General features: G+C 73.3%; 16 protein-coding genes. 13 read left to right on the forward strand and 3 right to left on the reverse strand.

Going from position 1 to position 18,311, the window contains the following annotated elements; genetic code table 11:
- Nucleotides 1–44 precede the first annotated feature (44 nt).
- The 6 genes from PS271_RS06595 (at nt 45) to PS271_RS06620 (ending at nt 8,143) form a co-directional block, all read left to right on the forward strand.
- Nucleotides 45–842: an adenosylcobinamide-GDP ribazoletransferase gene (locus PS271_RS06595; protein WP_398380914.1), complete on the forward strand. Its 798-nt coding sequence runs from the start codon at nt 45–47 to the stop codon at nt 840–842.
- A 175-nt stretch (nt 843–1,017) separates the two neighbouring features.
- Nucleotides 1,018–2,547, forward strand: a complete 1,530-nt coding sequence (locus tag PS271_RS06600; RefSeq protein ID WP_398380916.1) for a leucyl aminopeptidase — start codon at nt 1,018–1,020, stop codon at nt 2,545–2,547.
- 318 nt (nt 2,548–2,865) lie between these two features.
- The gene (lpdA, locus tag PS271_RS06605; RefSeq protein ID WP_398380918.1) at nt 2,866–4,254 is read left to right on the forward strand and encodes a dihydrolipoyl dehydrogenase; all 1,389 of its coding nucleotides are present in this window, start codon (nt 2,866–2,868) and stop codon (nt 4,252–4,254) included.
- A gap of 49 nt (nt 4,255–4,303) precedes the next feature.
- The gene (gene sucB / locus PS271_RS06610; RefSeq protein ID WP_398380920.1) at nt 4,304–6,121 is read left to right on the forward strand and encodes a 2-oxoglutarate dehydrogenase, E2 component, dihydrolipoamide succinyltransferase; all 1,818 of its coding nucleotides are present in this window, start codon (nt 4,304–4,306) and stop codon (nt 6,119–6,121) included.
- Between the two features lie 220 nt (nt 6,122–6,341).
- On the forward strand, nt 6,342–6,965 hold the full coding sequence (locus tag PS271_RS06615; RefSeq protein ID WP_398380922.1) for a GntR family transcriptional regulator: 624 nt from the start codon (nt 6,342–6,344) through the stop codon (nt 6,963–6,965).
- Between the two features lie 206 nt (nt 6,966–7,171).
- Entirely contained in the window at nt 7,172–8,143 is a 972-nt protein-coding gene (locus PS271_RS06620; RefSeq protein ID WP_398380924.1) for a helix-turn-helix transcriptional regulator, read from the forward strand.
- On the opposite strand, the gene PS271_RS06625 is transcribed toward PS271_RS06620, so the two are convergent.
- The gene (locus tag PS271_RS06625; RefSeq protein ID WP_398386707.1) at nt 8,134–9,102 is read right to left on the reverse strand and encodes an SDR family oxidoreductase; all 969 of its coding nucleotides are present in this window, start codon (nt 9,100–9,102) and stop codon (nt 8,134–8,136) included. The genes PS271_RS06620 and PS271_RS06625 overlap by 10 nt on opposite strands.
- Before the next feature lie 182 nt (nt 9,103–9,284).
- Between PS271_RS06625 and PS271_RS06630 the strand changes: the two genes are divergently transcribed.
- Nucleotides 9,285–9,803, forward strand: coding sequence for a DUF4240 domain-containing protein (locus PS271_RS06630; RefSeq protein WP_398380925.1), 519 nt, complete (start codon nt 9,285–9,287; stop codon nt 9,801–9,803).
- Nucleotides 9,804–9,825: 22 nt separating this feature from the next.
- Here the strand turns inward: PS271_RS06630 and PS271_RS06635 are convergent, their stop codons facing one another.
- A complete protein-coding gene (locus tag PS271_RS06635) occupies nt 9,826–10,320 on the reverse strand; it encodes a GNAT family N-acetyltransferase (protein ID WP_398380926.1) in 495 nt (164 codons plus the stop codon).
- A gap of 63 nt (nt 10,321–10,383) precedes the next feature.
- On the opposite strand from PS271_RS06635, the gene PS271_RS06640 reads away from it, so the two are divergent.
- Nucleotides 10,384–11,292, forward strand: a complete 909-nt coding sequence (locus PS271_RS06640; protein ID WP_398380928.1) for a TIGR01777 family oxidoreductase — start codon at nt 10,384–10,386, stop codon at nt 11,290–11,292.
- 173 nt (nt 11,293–11,465) lie between these two features.
- Nucleotides 11,466–12,809, forward strand: coding sequence for an NAD(P)/FAD-dependent oxidoreductase (locus PS271_RS06645; protein ID WP_398380929.1), 1,344 nt, complete (start codon nt 11,466–11,468; stop codon nt 12,807–12,809).
- Nucleotides 12,810–13,367: 558 nt separating this feature from the next.
- Here PS271_RS06645 and PS271_RS06650 read toward each other — a convergent pair.
- Nucleotides 13,368–14,810 (reverse strand): NsdA family TPR-like regulatory protein, encoded by a 1,443-nt coding sequence (locus PS271_RS06650; RefSeq protein ID WP_398386708.1) that lies wholly within the window; start codon nt 14,808–14,810, stop codon nt 13,368–13,370.
- Nucleotides 14,811–15,083: 273 nt separating this feature from the next.
- Between PS271_RS06650 and lipB the strand changes: the two genes are divergently transcribed.
- The 4 genes from lipB to PS271_RS06670 all read left to right on the forward strand — a co-directional run bounded on the left by lipB (nt 15,084) and on the right by PS271_RS06670 (nt 18,297).
- On the forward strand, nt 15,084–15,920 hold the full coding sequence (lipB, locus tag PS271_RS06655) for a lipoyl(octanoyl) transferase LipB (RefSeq protein WP_398380931.1): 837 nt from the start codon (nt 15,084–15,086) through the stop codon (nt 15,918–15,920).
- A 161-nt stretch (nt 15,921–16,081) separates the two neighbouring features.
- Nucleotides 16,082–17,047: a lipoyl synthase gene (gene lipA, locus PS271_RS06660; protein WP_398380933.1), complete on the forward strand. Its 966-nt coding sequence runs from the start codon at nt 16,082–16,084 to the stop codon at nt 17,045–17,047.
- A gap of 292 nt (nt 17,048–17,339) precedes the next feature.
- Nucleotides 17,340–17,600, forward strand: a complete 261-nt coding sequence (locus PS271_RS06665; protein WP_398380935.1) for an SCO2195 family GlnR-regulated protein — start codon at nt 17,340–17,342, stop codon at nt 17,598–17,600.
- 10 nt (nt 17,601–17,610) lie between these two features.
- Nucleotides 17,611–18,297 (forward strand): DUF4191 domain-containing protein, encoded by a 687-nt coding sequence (locus PS271_RS06670; RefSeq protein ID WP_398380937.1) that lies wholly within the window; start codon nt 17,611–17,613, stop codon nt 18,295–18,297.
- Nucleotides 18,298–18,311 lie beyond the last annotated feature (14 nt).

Raw genomic sequence — 18,311 nt, forward strand, 5'->3', positions numbered from 1 at the left:
ACCGGCAACCTACTGCCCGTGGCCGGCCGGATAGTGTGCCCGCGATGACCGACACGACACCCGGGCGGGCCACGGCCGGCGACGCCCTCCGCTTCGCCTTCGGCACACTCACCGTGCTGCCCGTCCGCCTCACCCGCTGGGACCGCGCCGCGGCGCGCGGCGGCATGCTCGCGGCACCGCTGGCGGGGCTGGCGGTGGGAGCAGCTTCCGCTGCGGCCGGGCTGGTCCTCCTGGTCCTGGGCTCCGGCCCGCTGCTGGCGGCGGTGGCGGCGGTCGCCGTACCCGCGGCCCTCACCCGCGGCCTGCACCTGGACGGGCTGGCGGACGTCGCGGACGGGCTGGGCAGCGGAAAGCCGGCGGACGACGCGCTGCGCATCATGAAGCAGTCGGACATCGGGCCGTTCGGTGTCGTCACGCTCCTCCTCGCCCTGCTGGCGCAGGTGGCGGCGCTGTCCGGGGCGTACGCGGCGTCGCCGCTGCGGGGCGCGCTCGCCGCGCTCACGGCGGCCGTGACCGCCCGCTGCGCCATGACGCTCGCGTGCCGCCCGTCCGTGCCGGCGGCCCGGCCGGAGGGGCTGGGGGCCGCTGTGGCGGGCGCGGTGCCGGCTCGGGGAGCGATGGCCGTGGCGCTGGCGGTTCCGGCTTCCTGCGCGGCCTGGGGCGCCTTCCTGGGCCCGTACGGGGCAGCCCACGCGGCCGCTGCGGCCGCGGCGGGCCTCCTGTGCGCGGAGCTCCTCCTGCGGCGCTGCGTGCGCCGCTTCGGCGGTGTCACGGGAGACGTCTTCGGCGCTCTCGCGGAATCGGCGGCGACGGCGGCGCTGGTGGCCGCGGCTCTGGGCTAGGCGGGCACCGGCGGCAAGGCAGTCCGCCGGTCCGTGCCCCCGGCCCGGCAGAAACCGGCCAAGTCGACACGACACCGCCAAAGCCCCCGGCAGAGGCACCGCATACGATGCCCGGGGTGCGGCCGGCCCACCCGCTCGGCCGAGGAAACTCAACGGAAGTAGGGACCCCACCACCGTGTCTGCTCTGACTCTCAGCACTTCCAGTGCGGCGACGCTGCGCGCGGACGCCATCGTCGTCGGCGTGGCGAAGGGCCCGAAGGGCCCCGTCGTCGCCCCCGGCGCCGAAGCCGTGGACAAGGCCTTCGACGGCAAGCTGGCCGGCGTCCTGGAGACGCTCGGCGCCACCGGCGCCGAGGGGGAGAGCACCAAGCTCCCCGCCCCTTCCGGGCTGAAGGCCCCGGTCGTGCTGGCGGTCGGCCTCGGCGACGCCCCGGCGAAGGACGACTCCTTCGGCTACGAGGCCCTGCGCCGCGCCGCGGGCACCGCGGCCCGCGCGCTGGCCGGCACCAAGAAGGCCGGGTTCGCCCTGCCCGTCGAGGACGCCGAGGCGGCCTCCGCCGTGGCGGAGGGCGCCCTGCTGGGCGCCTACTCCTACCGCCCGGGCGGCAACGGCCCGGCCAAGAAGGACGACAAGGCCTCGAAGAGCGCCCCGCTCGCCGAGATCGCCCTGCTCGGCGCCAAGCCGCGCGACAAGGCGTTCAAGGCCGCGGCCGACCGCGCCGTGACCGTGGCCGAGGAGATCAACAAGGCCCGCGACCTGGTCAACATGCCGCCGAACGACCTCGACCCGAAGACGTTCGCCGCCGCGGCGCAGACCGCCGGCAAGGAGTTCGGCCTCAAGGTCGAGGTGCTGGACGAGAAGGCCCTGCTCAAGGGCGGCTTCGGCGGCATCATGGGCGTCGGCCGCGGCTCGGACGCCCCGCCGCGCCTGGTGCGGATCGCCTACACCCACCCGAAGGCGGAGAAGACCCTCGCGTTCGTCGGCAAGGGCATCACGTACGACTCGGGCGGCATCTCCCTGAAGCCGGCCGGCCACAACGAGACCATGAAGTGCGACATGGCCGGCGCCGCCGCCGTCTTCGCCGCGGTCGTGGCGGCCGCCCGCCTGGGCCTGAAGGTCAACGTGACGGGCTGGCTGGCCCTCGCGGAGAACATGCCCTCCGGCTCGGCCACCCGCCCGGGCGACGTGCTGAAGATGTACGGCGGCAAGACCGTCGAGGTCCTCAACACGGACGCCGAGGGCCGCCTGGTCCTGGGCGACGCGCTGGCCCGCGCCTCGGAGGAGAACCCGGACGCGATCGTCGACGTCGCGACCCTGACGGGCGCCATGGTGCTCGCGCTGGGCAACCGCACCTTCGGGATCATGGCCAACGACGACGCGTTCCGCACGTCCCTGTACGAGATCGCCGAGGAGGTCGGCGAGCAGGCGTGGCCGATGCCGCTCCCCGCCGAGCTGCGCAAGGCCATGGACTCCCCCGTGGCCGACTTCGCCAACATGGGCGAGCGGATGGGCGGCGGCCTGCTCGCGGGCATCTTCCTGAAGGAGTTCGTGGGCGAGGGCATCACCTGGGCCCACCTGGACATCGCGGGCCCGGCGTACCACGAGAGCGCCCCGTTCGGCTACACCCCCAAGGGCGGCACCGGCTCGGCGATCCGCACCCTGGTCCGGCTCGCGGAGCACACCGCCGCCGGCGACCTCGGCTGAGCCTCCCGCGAGGCTCGCACCGGGCACGTACGCGCTCCGTACGGCCGCCCGGCCCCGCGGCTTTTGCCCGGGGCCGGGCGGATTCCGTTCGCCCGTAACGAAAACCCCGGCCCGTACGCGCGAGTAACCCCCGAACGTGACGCAACAGTCGCCTCTCGGACCGGCCCGGCGTCCCGCCGTCCGTCAACAAATGCGAAGATGTTGTCTCGGCAGGACAGGGCCCCCTTAATCACAGGGCCGAAGAAACGCGGCCGAACGACAGCCGCCGCCCGGTCATCGGTGACCGGATCCGGCGTATCCATGCATGGAGGACGTGACGTGGCGAACGACGCCAGCACCGTTTTCGACCTAGTGATCCTCGGAGGCGGTAGCGGCGGTTACGCCGCTGCCCTGCGCGGAGCGCAGCTGGGTCTGGACGTCGCCCTGATCGAGAAGAACAAGCTTGGCGGGACCTGCCTGCACAACGGCTGCATCCCCACCAAGGCGCTGCTGCACGCCGGTGAGGTCGCGGACCAGGCTCGCGAGAGCGAGCAGTTCGGTGTCAAGGCCACCTTCGAGGGCATCGACATCGCGGGCGTCCACAAGTACAAGGACGACGTGATCGCCGGCCTGTACAAGGGCCTGCAGGGTCTGGTCGCCTCCCGCAAGGTGACGTACATCGAGGGCGAGGGCCGCCTGTCGTCCCCGACCTCCGTCGACGTGAACGGTCAGCGCATCCAGGGCCGCCACGTCCTCCTCGCGACCGGCTCCGTGCCGAAGTCGCTGCCGGGCCTGGAGATCGACGGCAACCGCATCATCTCCTCGGACCACGCGCTCGTCCTGGACCGCGTCCCGAAGTCCGCGATCGTCCTGGGCGGCGGCGTCATCGGCGTCGAGTTCGCCTCCGCGTGGACCTCCTTCGGCACCGACGTCACCATCGTCGAGGGCCTGAAGCACCTCGTCCCGGTCGAGGACGAGAACAGCTCCAAGCTGCTGGAGCGCGCGTTCCGCAAGCGCGGGATCAAGTTCAACCTCGGCACCTTCTTCCAGAAGGCGGAGTACACCGCCGACGGCGTCAAGGTCACCCTTGCGGACGGCAAGGAGTTCGAGGCCGAGGTGCTGCTGGTCGCCATCGGCCGCGGCCCGGTCTCCCAGGGCCTGGGCTACGAGGAGCAGGGCGTCGCGATGGACCGCGGCTACGTCCTGGTCGACGAGTACATGCGCACCAACGTGCCGACCATCTCGGCCGTCGGTGACCTCGTCCCGACCCTCCAGCTCGCGCACGTCGGCTTCGCAGAGGGCATCCTGGTTGCGGAGCGGCTGGCCGGTCTCAACCCCGTGCCGGTCGACTACGACGGCGTGCCGCGCGTCACGTACTGCCACCCGGAGGTCGCTTCGGTCGGCATCACCGAGGCGAAGGCCAAGGAGCTGTACGGCGCCGACAAGGTCGTCGCTCTGAAGTACAACCTCGCGGGCAACGGCAAGAGCAAGATCCTCAAGACCGCGGGCGAGATCAAGCTCGTCCAGGTCAAGGATGGTGCCGTGGTCGGCGTCCACATGGTCGGCGACCGCATGGGTGAGCAGGTCGGCGAAGCCCAGCTGATCTACAACTGGGAGGCGCTGCCGGCCGAGGTCGCGCAGCTCATCCACGCGCACCCGACGCAGAACGAGGCTCTGGGCGAGGCTCACCTGGCCCTGGCCGGCAAGCCGCTGCACTCGCACGACTAAGTCCCGAGCGCACCACCATCCGCACTATTCGTAAGGAGCAACCGCAACCATGGCGGTTTCCGTAACCCTGCCGGCGCTCGGCGAGAGCGTGTCCGAGGGCACCGTCACCCGTTGGCTCAAGGCCGAGGGTGAGCGCGTGGAGGCCGACGAGCCGCTGCTCGAGGTCTCCACCGACAAGGTCGACACCGAGATCCCGGCCCCCGCGTCCGGCATCCTCGCCTCCATCAAGGTGGCCGAGGACGAGACGGTCGAGGTCGGCGCCGAGCTCGCGATCATCGACGACGGCACCGGCGCCCCCGCCGCTGCCCCCGCCGCCGAGGCTGCCGCTCCGGCCGCCGAGGAGGCCCCCGCCGCTCCGGCTCCGGCCGCCGAGGCCCCCGTGGCCGAGGCGCCTGCCGCTCCGGCCGCCGAGGCCGCTGCCGAGGCTCCGGCCGGCGGCGCCGCCGAGGGCACCGATGTCGTCCTGCCCGCGCTGGGCGAGTCGGTCACCGAGGGCACCGTCACCCGCTGGCTGAAGCAGGTCGGCGAGACGGTCGAGGCCGACGAGCCGCTGCTCGAGGTCTCCACCGACAAGGTCGACACCGAGATCCCCGCCCCGGTTTCCGGCGTGCTGCTGGAGATCGCCGTCGGTGAGGACGAGGTCGCCGAGGTCGGCGCCAAGCTGGCCGTGATCGGTGCCGCGGGTGCGGCTCCGGCCGCTGCCGCCCCGGCCGCCCCCGCCGCCCCCGCCCCCGCCGCTGCTCCGGCCCCGGCCGCTGCTCCGGCCCCGGCCGCTGCTCCGGCCGCCCCGGCCGCCCCGGCTCCGGCTGCTGCCCCCGCCGCTCCGGCCGCCCCGGCTGCCCCGGCTCCGGCCCCCGCTCCGGCCGCTCCGGTCGCCCCCGCGGCTCCGGCTGCCCCGGCCGCTCCGGCTCCGGCCGCCGCTGCCGCCGTCACCGACGGCGCGTACGTCACGCCGCTGGTGCGCAAGCTGGCCGCCGAGAACGCCGTGGACCTCACCTCGGTCCAGGGCACCGGCGTCGGTGGCCGCATCCGCAAGCAGGACGTCCTGGCCGCCGCCGAGGCCGCCAAGGCCGCCGCTCCGGCGCAGGCCCCGGCCGCCGCCGCTCCGGCCGCGCCGAAGGCCGCCCCGCTGCAGGCGTCCCCGCTGCGCGGTCAGACCGTCAAGATGCCGCGCATGCGCAAGGTCATCGCCGACAACATGATGAAGGCGCTGCACGGCCAGGCCCAGCTGAGCTCCGTGGTCGAGGTGGACATCACCAAGATCATGCGGATGCGCAACAAGGCCAAGGACGCCTTCGCCGCCCGTGAGGGCGCCAAGCTGTCCCCGATGCCGTTCTTCGTCAAGGCCGCCGTCCAGGCGCTGAAGGCCCACCCGGTCATCAACGCCCGGATCAACGAGGACGAGGGCACCATCACCTACTTCGACTCCGAGAACGTCGGCATCGCCGTCGACTCGGAGAAGGGCCTGATGACCCCGGTCATCAAGGGTGCGGGTGACCTCAACATCGCGGGCATCGCCAAGAAGACCGCGGAGCTGGCCGGCAAGGTCCGCACCGGCAAGATCAGCCCGGACGAGATGTCCGGCGCGACCTTCACGATCAGCAACACCGGCTCGCGCGGTGCGCTGTTCGACACGGTCATCGTGCCCCCGAACCAGGTCGCCATCCTGGGCATCGGTGCGACCGTCAAGCGCCCGGTGGTCATCAACCACCCGGAGCTGGGCGAGACCATCGCCGTCCGCGACATGACGTACCTGACGCTCTCCTACGACCACCGTCTGGTGGACGGCGCCGACGCCGCCCGCTACCTGACGGCGATCAAGGAGCTCCTGGAGGCCGCCGAGTTCGAGGCCGAGATCGGCCTGTAGTCCTCGCGGCAACCGGCAAGGCATCAGCAGGGCGCGGCCCCGGCTCGTTTCGTACGAGCCGGGGCCGCGCCCTTGTGCACCGCCGGGATAATTGACGGCACAGGCACCGACACGGGCACAGGACGGCACCCGCCGCCCGACGACGTCGCCCGCCGCCCCCGGCCGCGCCCCACCGCACCACCCGCACTACCGCGCACCACCCCGCTGAGGAGCCCCTCCCATGGCCACACCCGTCGTGCACTCGCTGCGTGAGCAGATCCGTGAGCACATCCTCGAAGGGATCGTCGGCGGGCGCTGGCAGCCGGGCGAGCGGATCGTCGAGCGGCGGATCGCCGCCGAGCTGGCGGTGAGCCAGACGCCGGTGCGCGAGGCGCTGCGCGAGCTGGAGTCGCTGCGGCTGATCGAGTCCTCGCCCAACAAGGGCGTCCGGGTCCGCGAGCTGACCGCCACGGACCTGAAGGAGAGCTACCCCGTACGGGCGGGCCTGGAGCAGGTCGCGGCGGAGCTGGCCGCGCCCGCCCTGGCCGAGGACGTCTCCGCGCTGGAGCCGGAGGTCGCGGCGCTGTACGCGGCGGACCGGGCGGGCGACGGGGAGGCGCAGGTCCGGCACACGGTGGCCTTCCACCGCGAGATCGTGAAGGCGGCCGGCAACGCGGTGCTGCTGCACACCTGGGAGTCGCTGGGCATCGAGGTGTGGACGACGCTGTCGATCCGCTGGCTGAGCCCCGAGCCGCGCGCGCACGCCGAGGACCACGCGGAGATCGTGGCGGCGTTCCGGCGGCGCGATCCGGCGATCGGGGAGCTGCTGAAGACGCACGTGCTGAGCTGCGCACCGAGGATCTGAGCTCCCGGCCGGACCTCAGGGATTGATCGATCATCGATCAGAGGCGTACAGTCTCGTCCGAGCCGTCCGTGCGCCCTGTCCTGTGTCGCGGTACGGCTCAGAAGTGACGACAGGAGCCCGTGCGTTTTCCTGCCCTGGCTGCGCACCGGCTCCTGTCGCCACTCCCCTCACTCTTTGATCTCTGCGATCCCCTTACCCTTTGGCCCATGCGCGCTGCACGGCTGATCAAGCTGGTCCTGCTGTTGCAGTCCCGGCCGTCCATGACGGGCGCCGAGCTGGCCCGGCAGCTGGAGGTCTCCGAGCGCACCGTCGCCCGGGACGTCCTCGCGCTGTCCGAAGCGGGCGTCCCCGTCTACGCCGACCGCGGGCGCGCGGGCGGCTACCGCCTCGTCGGCGGCTACCGCACCCGCCTGACGGGCCTCGGCCGTACGGAGGCGGAGGCGCTGTTCCTGTCCGGGGTGCCCTCCGCGCTGCGCGAGATGGGCCTGGCCGACGCCGCCTCGGCCGCCCGCCTGAAGGTCTCCGCCGCCCTCCTGCCCGAGCTCCGGGACGCCTCGGCGTCCGCGGCCCAGCGCTTCCACCTCGACGCGCCCGGCTGGTGGCGCGAGGGCGATCCGCCGGCCCTGCTGCCCGCGCTCGCGGACGCCGTCTGGGACGACCGCGCCGTCACCGCCCGCTACCTGCGCAAGGGCACGGAGGCCGAGCGCGAGCTGGAGCCGTACGGGCTCGTGCTCAAGGGCGGCATCTGGTACCTGGCGGCGCGGCCGGCGGGGGCCGGGGCCTTCCGGGTCTACCGGGTGGACCGCTTCACGGCCGTGGCCGCCGGGGCGGACCGCTTCGAGCGGGATGCGGCGTTCGACCTGCCGGCCTTCTGGGAGGAGCGGGCGGCGGAGTTCGCCCGCTCGATCCTCCGCGACCGGGTCGGGCTGCGCCTCACCCCGGAGGGGGCGCGGCGCCTGCCCCACGTGACGGACCGCGTGGCGGCCACGGAAGCCCTGGAGGCCGCGGGCGCACCGGACGAGCGGGGCCGGGTGATGGTCACCTTGCCGGTGGAGTCCCTGGAGGTGGCCTACGAACAGCTGCTGGGCCTGGGGCCGGAGGCGGAGGTCCTGGAACCGCAGGCCCTGCGGGACCGCTTCGCGGAGGCGGCCGCTCGCAGTGCGGGCCTCTACCGGTAGTCCGCCTCCTGCGGCTCCTTGCCCGCCTCCAGGTCCGTGATGTACCGCCAGGCGTCCGGCTGCGTGCCGTCGGTGTCGGTGAAGCCGTAGACGCGGGCCAGCTGCCCGCTGGACAGCGACTGCCCGTTCCAGCGCGACACCTCGGGGTCACCGGCGAGCGCGGCCACCGCGCGCCCGACGTAGGCGGGGCTCTCCGAGATGCAGAAGTGCGGGTCCTCCGGCAGGGCGTCGCGCCAGGTCTCCTCGGTCACCTTCTTGTACGTGTCCAGCATCGCCTCCGACCGCAGGTAGCCGGGCGTGAGGCTGACGGCGGTGCATCCGAGGTCCCGGAGTTCCTCGGCGAGGCCGAAGGCCATGCGGATCGGCGCGCACTTGGCGAGGTCGAAGGCGAGGTGGCCGCGGTACTTCGTGTTGTAGCCGGCCGTCCCGTCGGTCATCTCGACCACCAGCCCGCCGGGGCGCCGGGTCAGCAGCGGCAGCGCGTAGCGGCTGGTGATCAGGTGGGAGTCGATGCCGAGCCGGAGGATGCGCAGGTCGGCTTCCAGGTCGTGCTCCCACATCTTCCTGCTGAAGGCGTCGGGGAAGCCGACGAGGTGGTCGCCTCCCCACATGCTGTTCACGAGCACGTCCAGCCGTCCGTGGTCCCGCTCGATGCGGGCGACGAGAGCCTCGACCTGCGCGGGTTCCAGGTGGTCCGCCGGAACGGCGATCCCCGTGCCGCCGGCCGCCGTCACCAGTTCGGCCGTCTCCTCGATGGTCTCGGGCCGCCCGACCTCGCTGCGGTGCTCGCGCGTGGTGCGCCCGGTCGCGTAGACGACCGCGCCGGCCCTGCCGAGCTCGACCGCCATCGCGCGGCCCGCGCCGCGGGTGGCCCCCGCCACGAGCGCGACCTTGCCCGCGAGCGGCCGGTCGTCCTGCGTCCGCGCCTTCTCCGTCCCAGTCACCTGCGTCTGCGTCATCTGCGTGTTCATTCCTCGGGTCTCCCTCTCCTCGGTACGGCCGTGACCCTGTCACCGAATCAAGACACCCTCTGTCCTGTTTCACGCGTCGCACCGCGCCCGGTGTGACGCCCCGATAACGAGACGGCCGCATCCGCTGCGCTCCGCGTGCGGGGCGGGATGCTTGGCCCGATGCTGGTGGCGTGGACGAGACGGAGTTCTGGGAGCTGATCGACGCCACGCGCGAGGCGGCCGACGGCGACGCCGAGGACCAGGCGGACATCCTGGTCGACCGGCTGATGCAGCTCGACCCCGAGCGCGTGCTGGACTTCGCCCGGCACTTCGAGTCCCGCTACAACCGCTCGTACACCTGGGACCTGTGGGGCGCGGCGGCCATCCTGCTGAGCGGCGCGAGCGACGACGCCTTCGACTACTTCCGGTGCTGGCTGATCGGCCAGGGCCGGGAGGTCTTCGAGGGCGGGATACACGATCCGGACCACCTCGCCGAGCTGCTGGAGGACTTCGACGAGGAGGTCGACGGGGACGGCGAGGACCTCGGCTACGCGGCCGACGAGGCGTACGAGCAGCTCACGGGGGCGGAGACGCCGGACCTGGGGCTGCCCGACCAGCCGGCCGAGCCCACGGGAACGCCGATCGACCCGGAGGACGAGGCGGCGCTCGCCGAGCGCTTCCCCCGCCTCTGGGCGCGCTTCAGCGAGTAGCTGACGGGGACAGGGGCGCGGCTCAGGGAGCGAGCGAACGGCCCATCAGCACGTCGTCGACGTAGCCGCCGTCCAGCAGGAACTCCCCCGGCAGCACGCCTTCCACGGCGAAGCCCTCCGCCTCGTAGAGGCCGCGGGCGGGCGCGTTGTGCGCGAGGACGCGCAGCGTGATGCGTGTCGCCCCCTGCCGGCGCGCCTCCTCCATCGCCGCCCGCACCAGCGCCCGGCCGATGCCGTGCCCGCGGAAGGCGTCGTCCACGGCGAGGCCCTGGATCTGGCGCACGTGGGCGTTGACGGCGAGCGGCGTGGGCGGCACCAGCCGTATGTACCCCGCGTGCCGGCCGCCGGCCTCGGCCACCAGGATGTGCCCGGGCCGGTTCCGCTCGGTGAAGAAGGGCTCGTAGGGCGGCTCGGGCCGCGGCTGGACCGCGTGCAGCGTGGACCAGGTGCGGCCGTCGAGCTCCGCGAGCGGGCCGTCGTCGGCCTCCGTGGCCGCCCGGATGATCAGATTCTCCATGGGGTCACTGTGCCAGGCGTGCCCCGCCCCTCCTGAGTCATTTTTTACGGGTCCGGGGGCAGGATGGGGCGTATGCGGATCGCGATCACCGGTTCCTCCGGGCTCATCGGCACGGCGCTCGTGCGCTCCCTGTACGCGGACGGCCACGAGGTGGTGCGCCTCGTGCGGCGCCCTGCCCGCGCGCGGGGCGAGGTCTCCTGGGACCCCGTGCGCCAGACCGTCGACGCCGCCGGGCTCGCCGGCTGCACGGGAGTGGTGCACCTGGCGGGGGCGGGCGTGGGCGACCACCGCTGGACGGCCTCCTACAAGAAGGAGATCCGGGACAGCCGGGTGCTGGGCACCGCCGCGATCGCCGAGGCCGTCGCCTCCCTCGACACCCCGCCGCGCGTGCTGATCAGCGGCAGCGCGATCGGCATCTACGGCGACACCGGCGACCGGCTCGCCGACGAGAACACCCCGCCCGGGCACGGCTTCCTCGCCGACGTCTGCCAGCAGTGGGAGGAGGCCACCGTCGCCGCCGCCGAGGCGGGCGTACGGACGGTGTACGCGCGTACGGGGCTCGTCATGTCCCGGCGGGGCGGGGCGTGGAAGAAGCTCTTCCCGCTCTTCCGGGCCGGGCTCGGGGGGCGCATGGGCAGCGGCCGGCAGTACTGGAGCTTCATCGCCCTCCAGGACCACGTCGCCGCGCTCCGGCACCTCCTGGAGGACACGTCGCTGTCCGGACCCGTCAATCTCACCGCGCCGCATCCGGTCACCAACCGTCAGCTCACCGAGGTCATGGGGCGGGTGCTGCACCGCCCGGCGCTGCTCCCCGTGCCCGCCCCCGCGCTCCGGCTGGCCATGGGCGAGATGGCCTCCGACGTGCTGAGCAGCCAGCGGGTCGTGCCCCGGCGGCTGCTGGACTCCGGGTTCTCCTTCGCCTTCCCGGACGTCGAGAGCGCCGTACGGGCCGCGCTGGCGGACACACAGTGACCACGGACCGCGCACGGGGCCGCTCGCCGTGCTACCCGCTGTGCGACCGTGCCCTGTCCGTGCGCGACTGTTATTGACCGAATTTCTCTCTACGGTCATGTCAAATCGCGCATCGGCGCTGCCCGTTGAGGGCATCAGGGCACCGAGCGAGCGGACCGAATCCGGGAGGGCACGTGCTCAGCAGCGCACGCGACACCGCTATCGACGCCGACGTCGTCATCGTGGGAGCCGGCCTCGCCGGGCTCTCCGCGGCCCACCGGCTCACGGCCGCCGGGGTATCGGTCATCGTCCTGGAGGCCGCCCCCCACGTCGGCGGGCGGATGACCACCGACCGCGCCGACGGCTTCCTGCTGGACCGGACGGCCCAGCTGCTCAACACCTCCTTCCCGGAGCTGCTCCGCACGCCCGGCCTGGACGCCCTCGTGCTGCGGCCGTTCACCCCGGGAGTGCTCGTCCACGCCGACGGGCGCAACCAGCGCACGGGCGAACCGCGCTCCACGAAGCGCGCGTTCCCCACGGCACGGGCCTTCGCGACCGCCGCCCGCGCGTCGCGGACGGCACGGGCGGCGCGGGCCGGCGGCCTCGACCAGGCCCGCCTGGGCACCGCGCTGGGCCGCCTCGCGGCGCTGCCCGCCCACCGCGTCCTCGCCCGCCCCGACCGGCCCACCGCCGAGACGCTCGCCGGGCGCGGCCTGCCGGCCCGCACCGTCGAGGGCTTCCTGCGGCCCCTCCTGGCGTCCCTGCTGTGCGACCCGGACCTCACCACGTCGAGCCGCTGCGCCGACCTCGTGCTGCGGGGCTACGCGCGTGGCCGCCTCTGCCTGCCGGCCGGCGGGGCGGACACCGTGCCGGCGCTGCTCGCCGCGCTGCTGCCGCCCGGCACGGTGCGGACCGGCGTCCACGCCAAGGCCGCCTGTACGACGTCCGTGTCCACCGCCGGGCACGGTGAGCTGCGCTGCCGCTCGGTCGTCGTGGCCACCGGCGCGCGGGCCGCGGCCGAGCTCATCCCGGGCCTGCGGATGCCCGGCTTCCATCCGGTGACCGTGCTGCACCACACCGCCCCCGAGGCGCCCTTGCGCGAGGCCTCGCTCATCATCGCGGCGGGGCGCCGCGGGCCCGTCGCGCACACCATGGTCGCCAGCGAGGTGGACCCCTCCCGGGCGCCCGCGGGGCGGCCCCTGATCACCTCGACGGTGCTGGGCGCGGCGGCCTCGCTGCCCACCGCCGAACTGGACCGCGCCGCGCGGGCCCAGCTCGCCCGGGTCTACGGCACCCCGACGGACGGCTGGGAGCTCCTCGCCGCCCACCACGACCCCGAGGCCGTCCCGGCCATGCCGGCCCCGCACGACGTCCGGCGTCCGGTGCGGCTGCTGTCGGGCCTCTACGTCTGCGGCGACCACCGCGACACGAGCACGGTCCAGGGCGCCCTCTTCTCAGGCCGGCGGGCGGCCCTGGCGGTCCTCCGCGACCTGGGCATCCGAGCCCCCCAGGACTCGGAAGAACTACAGGCGGCGTAGGGCCTCCGGCCGGGGGTTCCCGTTGTACGGGCTGCACGACTGTTCTTGCCTGCGGGCAAGAAGGCCGACCCCCTTGCGCACGGCTGCACGGCACCGCCGGTCACCTCCGGTGGGGGTTACGCGCCGTTGCGGCGGGAGGGTTCTTGCCTGCGGCAAGGGTGTGGTCGGCTTGCCGGCCGGCGGCTCGAACCGCCGAAGCTCAAGGAGCTCAAGAGGCCAGGCCTCTTGAACCCGCCGCAACGGCGAGCACCCCCACCGGAGGTGACCGGCGGTACCGAACGGCCTTCGGCCAGGGCACCCCGCACCGCCGGCCCACACCCCTTGCCGCAGGCAAGAAACCCCGCCGCAACGGCGAGCAACCCCCACCGGGGACACCAGCGGTGCCGAACAAGGCTCAGGCCAGACCCGGCCCGGCCCGGCCGCAAACCCAAGCCCCTTGCCGCAGGCAAGAAAAGCCCCGCCGCAACGGCGAGCACCCCCACCGGAGGTGACCGGCGGTGCCGAACCACCCCCGGCCGGGGAGCCCCGCACCGCCCGCCGCAGGCGAACCGCCGCCGGCTAAAGCGCCGCAACCTTCTCCCGGTACGCCCGCACCGCCGCCGCGTCCCGGTACGGTTCGAGCCGCCGCTCGAAGTCCCGGACGTACTCCAGCGCCCGCACCGACCGCATCTCCGCCGCCGCCTGCGCGGCCTCCGCCCCCAGCTGGCACGCCTGCTCCAGCTCGCCGAGGCCGAGCCGCGCCGTGGCCAGCACCACCCGGCAGAAGAGCCGGCTGCGGGCGTACGCCTGGCTGCGGAGCTGCAACGAGCGCTCGGCGTGCTGCGCCGCGGCCCGGTACTGCTGCAAGTCGCGGTGGCAGTGCCCGAACTCGTCCGCCAGCTGGGCCTCGTCGAAGAAGCGCGCCCAGTACGGCACGTCGTCGCCCGGCCGGGCGGACTCCAGGGCCCGCTCCGCCCGCGCCAGCGACGCCGAGCAGGCCCGTACCTCGCCGAGCACCCCGTGCCCGCGCGCCTCCACCGCATGGAGCAGCGACTGCACGACCGACGGCGCGCTGGAGCCGACGCCCTGCTGGGCGACCCGGGCCAGCTGGACGGCTTCCCGGCCGTGGCCGAGGTAGACCGCCTGCCGGCTCATGGTGACGAGCACGTAGCTGCCATAGGAGCGGTCCCCCGCGGCCTGGGCGAGCCGCAGCGCCTGGACGAAGTACCGCTGCGCCAGCCCGTGCGCGGCGATGTCGTACGACGTCCATCCGGCGAGCCGGGTGAGGTCGGCGACGGCGGCGAAGAGCCGGCGCCCCGTCGCCTCCCCGTACGTGCCGCGCAGCATCGGCTCGGCCTCGTGCTCCAGGTACCGCACGAGGGCCTGGCGGGCGTGCCCGCCGCCGTACGCGTGGTCGAGCGTGCGGAAGAGCTCGCCGACCGAGCGCAGCGCCGCGATGTCGCCCATCGAGACCCGGCCGCCGGGCCCGCGCTCGACGTGCCGCTGGCGGGGCTGGTGCGCGCGCCCCTGGGCCGGGACCCGGCCGCCCCCCTCGGCGGCGGGCGCCCCGCGGGCGACCCGCTCGTCGGCGCGGCCGATCAGCCAGTCCCGGCTGGGCACCACCAGCCCGGCCGGGGTGAAGGCGATCTTCCGGAGCTCGGTGTGGCTGCCGGAGTCCTTGCGCCAGAGGCCGCTGACGATGTCAATGGCCTCTTCCGGGGACGCGGCGAATTCGAGCCCGGCGTACACGGGAGCGCAGGCGTCCAGGCCCAGGTCCTGCGCGGACAGCCGCCGCCCGAGCCGCCGGGTGAAGACCTCGGCGATCAGCGCCGGGGTGGTGCCCCGGGGCTGCTGGCCGCGCAGCCAGCGGGTGACGGACGTCTTGTCGTAACGCAGGTCGAGGCCGTGCTCAAGCCCTAACTGATCGACTCGCCGAGCCAGCCCTGCGTTGGAGAAGCCCGCCTCCGCGATCAATGCGGCGAGCTGACGGTTGGGGATGCGCTGCGGGGGTCGTTCCGTCATCAGCCTGCCGGTCTCCCTGATCTCGTTCTGGAACGGCGCGAACTTAGCGGTCCCCAACGCCCTGATCGCTCCCTTCGCCCCGCATTCATCCGATCGTGTGAGGACAGATCAAATACACCCGGACGGCGCTCCGGATCCCCTCACCCCGCCGCGGCGGTCCGGGATCGCCCCTCCGCCCGCCGTGCACCGCCCGCCTGCGGCGATGTCGGCGGGCGGCCGTACAGTGGCAAAGGAGCACGTCGAAAAGGGCTGAAGAGGAGCTGAGGAGCCGCCGTGAGTGAGCTGCGCTTCGTCCACCTGGGCTTCGGGGCGGACGCCGTCGAGTATCAGGAGGCGTGGCAGGAGCAGCGGCGGGTCCACGCCGCCCGGTTCGCGGACGAGATCCCGGACACCTGCCTGCTGCTGGAGCACCCGGCGGTCTACACCGCGGGGCGGCGCACGGAGGACAGCGAGCGCCCCCTGGACGGCACCCCTGTGGTTGACGTCGACCGCGGCGGAAAAATCACCTGGCACGGCCCGGGCCAGCTCGTCGGCTATCCCATCCTCAAGCTGCCGCGCCCGGTGGATGTGATCGCGCACGTCCGCCGCCTGGAGGAGGCGCTCATCCGCGCCTGCGCGGAGCTGGGTCTTGAGACCACGCGCGTGGAGGGCCGCAGCGGCGTCTGGGTGCTGGGCGATCCCGTCGAGGAGCGCCCCGCGATCGGCGGCCTGTCCCTGGACTTCGACCCGCGGCTGACGGACGAGGAGTTCGACCCCCGGCTGAACGGCCCGGAGTACGCTCCGTCCAACGCCGGCCAGCGCCGCGAGGACCGCAAGCTGGCGGCGATCGGCATCCGGATCGCCAAGGGCGTGACGATGCACGGCTTCGCGCTGAACTGTGATCCTGACAACACCTGGTTCGACCGGATCGTGCCGTGCGGCATCCGGGACGCGGGCGTGACCTCCCTCTCGAACGAGCTGGGCCGGCGGGTGTCCGTGGCCGAGGTCCTGCCGGTGGTGGAGAAGCACCTGCGGGAGATCCTGGAGTCGGCGGAGCCGCGGCCGCGCCCCGTGGAGGCGGGGGTGGCGAGCGGCGTGGCCGGGGTGACCGAGGCGGCCGGGGCGAGCTAGCCCGCGGGGCCGGTGGGGAGCCGGTGACGGGCCGGTGAGGGGCCGGTGGGGGAATGTGTCCGGGCCTCCATGAGTTGCCCAGGGCACAGGAATGACGAGCGTAGGAAATAACGGGCGTACCCTGGTGTCCGCCGAGGAATCGAAGTCATAGGGAGCCGGACGTGTCGGCAGTCGCACCCGACGGACGCAAGATGCTGCGCTTGGAGGTCCGGAACGCCCAGACCCCCATCGAGCGCAAGCCCGAGTGGATCAAGACGCGGGCGAAGATGGGCCCCGAGTACACCTCGCTGCAGGGCCTGGTGAAGCGCGAGGGCCTGCACACCGTGTGCCAGGAGGCGGGCTGCCCCAACATCTACGAGTGCTGGGAGGACCGCGAGGCCACGTTCCTCATCGGCGGCGACCAGTGCACGCGGCGCTGTGACTTCTGCCAGATCGACACCGGCAAGCCCCAGGCCCTGGACCGGGACGAGCCGCGCCGCGTCGGCGAGTCGGTCGTCACGATGGACCTGAACTACGCCACGATCACCGGCGTCGCCCGCGACGACCTGGCCGACGGCGGCGCCTGGCTGTACGCGGAGACCGTGCGCCAGATCCACCAGCAGACCGCGGAGCGAGAGGCCGGCCGGACCAAGGTCGAGCTGCTCGCACCGGACTTCAACGCGGTCCCCGAGCTGCTGGACGAGGTCTTCGCCTCGCGCCCCGAGGTCTTCGCGCACAACGTCGAGACCGTGCCCCGGATCTTCCGCCGCATCCGCCCCGGCTTCCGCTACGAGCGCTCGCTCGAGGTCATCACCAAGGCCCGCGAGGCCGGCCTGGTGACCAAGTCCAACCTGATCCTGGGCATGGGCGAGGAGCGCGCCGAGGTCAGCGAGGCCCTGCGCGACCTGCACGAGGCGGGCTGCGAGCTCATCACCATCACCCAGTACCTGCGGCCCTCGCCGCGGCACCACCCGGTGGAGCGCTGGGTGAAGCCGCACGAGTTCGTCGAGCTGAAGGACGAGGCGGAGGAGATCGGCTACGCCGGTGTCATGTCCGGCCCCCTGGTCCGTTCGTCGTACCGCGCCGGCCGCCTCTACCAGCAGGCGATGGAGCGGCGCGCGGCCGCCCCGTCGACCCAGGCGGTCTGACCTGCGGCTTCGGCCCTGCACACGCTCATGGACGCGGCCCGTGTCTCCCCTGCCGGACGGTGGGGGAAGGTACGGGCCGCGTCAACGTTTCATAGGTGTTTGACCAAGAGGTCATCCATTGGTAACACCGTTCCGTGACGATAGGGGCACGCACAGCAGTTCCCCGTACGTACGACCCTTCAGTACGCCTTCAGTACGTACGACCTTTCCGCACGTACGACCTTCCTCGCCGGTACGCACCTCCAGCCCCCCGCTGCCCACTGATCACTTCCGCTCCCGAGGGGACAACGACATGCAGGCCGCGCCCGCCCACGCAGCCATGGCGACAGCCACCCGTGCCGCTTCCGCCCTGCCCACCACGCTCGCCGTGCGGCCCCCGTCCGTCACCGGGGCCCTGCGGGCCCTGGAGGGGCTGCTGATGCGCGGTGGCCAGCGCACCGCGCGGCGGAACGCCTGGACCGCGGTGCTGGAGGACCGCCGCCGGGCCAAGGACCGGCGCGAGGCGCAGCACGTGCTGGAGGCCGTGGCGGCCCCCGGTCCGCAGGCGACGTAAACTTCGCCTTATGGCGAGGAAGGCAACACCTGAGACTGAGAAGCAGGGGCGACTGCAGCAGATCGTCCTGTCCTACAAGATGACGCGAGAGGCCGACCCGAAGGTCGGTCTTGTCGTCGCAGGCGTGGGCATCGTGACCCTCGGTGTCCTGCTCGCCGTGGGCTTCGCTATCGGCCACCCGGTCTACCTGGGCATTCTCGGCGTCCTGCTGGCGTTCCTCGCGATGGCCATCGTCTTCGGCCAGCGCGCCCAGCGCGCCTACCAGAGCAAGATCGAGGGCCAGCGCGGCGCGGCCGCGGCCATCATGGAAGGCCAGATGGGCCGGCAGTGGACGACCACGACCGCCGTCGCGTTCAACCGTGACGAGGACATGGTCCACCGCGCGATCGGCAAGGCCGGCATCGTGCTCATCGGCGAGGGCAACCCCGGCCGGGTCAAGGCCCTGCTGGCGGCCGAGAAGCGCAAGATGGCGCGCATGACGGACGTCCCGGTGCACGACTTCATCATCGGCAACGGCGAGGGCCAGCTGCCGCTGAAGAAGCTCCGCACGACGCTGGCGAAGCTGCCGCGCGTGGTCCCGGGCGACAAGGTGACGGCGACCACCGACCGGCTGCGGGCCATGGGCGACCCGATGAAGAACATGCCGATCCCGAAGGGTCCGCTGCCGAAGGGCGCGCGGATGCCGAAGGGCCGCTAGAAAGCCTGGACAGC

It is taken from the genome of Streptomyces sp. SCA2-17, assembly GCF_044336695.1.